3 pseudogenes and 1 other annotated feature are annotated in these 2,521 nt (G+C 61.6%); all 3 pseudogenes read left to right on the top strand.

What is annotated here, in order from left to right:
- Positions 1-94: 94 nt before the first annotated feature.
- A pseudogene (locus QCE73_RS39215) lies at positions 95-874 on the top strand (Mu transposase domain-containing protein); the annotation flags it as partial.
- A gap of 12 nt (positions 875-886) precedes the next feature.
- Positions 887-1,420 (top strand): annotated as a pseudogene (locus tag QCE73_RS39210) (ATP-binding protein); the annotation flags it as partial.
- A 49-nt stretch (positions 1,421-1,469) separates the two neighbouring features.
- A pseudogene (locus QCE73_RS39205) lies at positions 1,470-2,422 on the top strand (IS3 family transposase); the annotation flags it as partial.
- Positions 1,772-1,888, top strand: a sequence feature (AL1L pseudoknot). Its footprint overlaps the pseudogene before it by 117 nt.
- Positions 2,423-2,521: the final 99 nt, after the last annotated feature.

Raw genomic sequence — 2,521 nt, 5'->3', positions numbered from 1 at the left:
TGGATTCGGGTACCGCGCAGGGGATGAAATGGGTGGGTGATCTCGACCGTTACAGTCGCGCAACCGTCATCACGACAAGCAGTTGCTGACTTACGATAAGCCGAAGGTTGAAGTGGCGGTTCAGGTGGTCGAACGTTGGATCATGGCGCGCCTGCGTCATCGCCAGTTCGAGTCGGTCCAGTCGGTGGACGACGCGATCCGCCCGCTACTGAAGAACTTGAACGAGCGCCCGTTTCAGAAGCTGCCTGGATGCCGCGCCAGCGCGTTCACCGAATTAGACGCGCCGGCCCTACAGCCACTGCCGGTGCAGCCGTATGAGCTCGCGCGGTTCAAGGCAGTAACGGTCGGCATCGACTACCACATCGAGATCGATAAACATCGCTACAGCGTTCCTCACGCGCTTGTTGGACTCAAGCTCGATGCGCGCATCACTGCCGGCGCTGTCGAGTTGTTGCATCGCGGTCGCCGTGTGGCCAGCCATGCTCGCAATGATCGCGTAGGAGGCTACACCACCGTCGTCGAGCACATGCCGGCGGCACACCGCGCCCATCTCGAATGGACTCCGCAGCGGCTTATCCACTGGGGTCAGCAGATTGGCGGCGCCACCGGCGCGCTCGTCGCGCGGCTTCTGCAGGAACAGCGCCATCCCGAGCACGGCTATCGGGCGTGCCTTGGCTTGCTCTCGCTCTCACGTCGCTATGGTCGCGACCGTCTCGAAGCGGCGTGCGCGCTGGCGCTCGAATTGGGTGTACATCGTTACCGCCACGTGCGCGACATCCTCATCAACAACCGCGACCGCGCGGCAGCGACCACGCCTGTCGAATGGGTCAGTCCAAGTCACGCGCATGTGCGCGGCCCCAGCTACTACCAATAAGGAGAACCCGCCATGATGATGCAACAAACCTTGACGCAACTACGCACCCTGAAGCTGGATGGGTTCGCTGACGGATTGGAAGAGCAACTGACGCAGCCCGGCACGGCGGCTCTGAGCTTCGAGGAACGCCTGTCGTTGCTGGTCGACCGGGAAGCAAGTTGGCGCGATGATCGTCGCCGCACCCGACTGCTCAAGCAAGCGCGCCTGAAGTATCCCCAGGCCGCCATCGAAGATCTCGACACTCGCGCTGGTCGAGGCGTGGACCCGCGTTCGCTCACGAGCCTCGCTCTCGGCGACTGGGTCGAATCGGGATACAGCCTGCTCATTAGCGGCCCAACCGGCGCCGGTAAATCATGGCTTGCTTGCGCCCTCGCGCAGTATGCCTGCCGACGCGGGCACTCCGCGTTGTACCTACGTGTGCCGCGCCTCGGCGAGGAACTGCGCGTCCTCCACGGCAACGGCGGCTTCACCAAATGGCTGCTGCAGGTTGCTCGCGTTGATGTTCTTCTGCTGGACGATTGGGGAATGGCTCCGCTCGATGCGATTGAAGCGCACCGGGTTTTCCGGAGACCTTTACTCCTGAGAGAATAGGGTTATGGAAAACCTCGACAAAGCAAAGCGGAAGACGGCGCCGAAATATTCGGCGGAAGTGCGTGAGCGCGCGGTTCGTATGGTGTTCGAGCATCGTGCGGAGTATGCGACCCAATGGGAAGCAATCCAGTCGATTGCCGCCAAGATGGGTTGTTCACGCGAAACGTTAAGAAACTGGGTTCGTCAGGCTGAGAGCGATCGTGGTCTGCGCGCGGGCCCCAAGACGCAGGAGCAGGACCGCATCCGCGAGCTTGAACGCGAAGTCAGGGAACTGCGTCAGGCCAACGAAATTCTGCGCAAGGCCTCGGCATATTTCGCACAGGCGGAGCTCGACCGCCGACCGAAGTGATGATTGCCTTCATTGACGATCATCGGTCGGCGTATGGGGTCGAGCCGATCTGCAGAGTGCTGCCGATCGCCCCGTCGACGTATTACCTGTGCGCATCTCGACGCGCTGATCCGCGTCGGCTGCCGCCGCGCGCGCAGCGCGATGCACTGCTGTGTCAGCATATCCGGCGTGTATGGGAGGAGAACTTTCGGGTATATGGTGCGCGTAAGGTTTGGCGGCAGCTGTTGCGCGAAGGATTCAAGCTCGCGCGGTGTACTGTCGAGCGACTGATGAAGCGGCTCGGGCTGCAAGGTGTGCGGCGCGGCAGATCGATTCGAACCACCGTCAGCGAGCGAAACACACCGTGCCCGCTTGATCACGTCCAGCGGCAGTTCAAAGCGTCATGGCCGAACGCGCTGTGGGTGTCAGACTTCACGTTCGTGGCCACCTGGCAAGGCTTCGCTTATGTTGCCTTTATCGTTGATGTGTTCGCGCGACGCATCGTAGGCTGGAGAGTGTCAAGCTCAGCGCGTACTGACTTCGTGTTGGACGCGCTGGAGCAGGCGATACACGAGCGCCGACCAGCCGAAAGTAACCGTTGGGTACATCATTCGGACCGCGGGTCGCAAGGCGGATTCAACCGGTCGTCGCAACACCTTTGATCGCGGAGGTGTTGCATGGTGCGAAGTGCAAAGCAGGTGTATCGCTTGACAGGGCGAGCGGCGATG

The organism is Caballeronia sp. LZ029, from assembly GCF_031451275.1.
Classification (GTDB): domain Bacteria; phylum Pseudomonadota; class Gammaproteobacteria; order Burkholderiales; family Burkholderiaceae; genus Caballeronia; species Caballeronia jiangsuensis.
The sequence above is the reverse complement of the archived record's forward strand: the minus strand, read 5'-3'. Positions and strand labels throughout refer to the sequence as shown.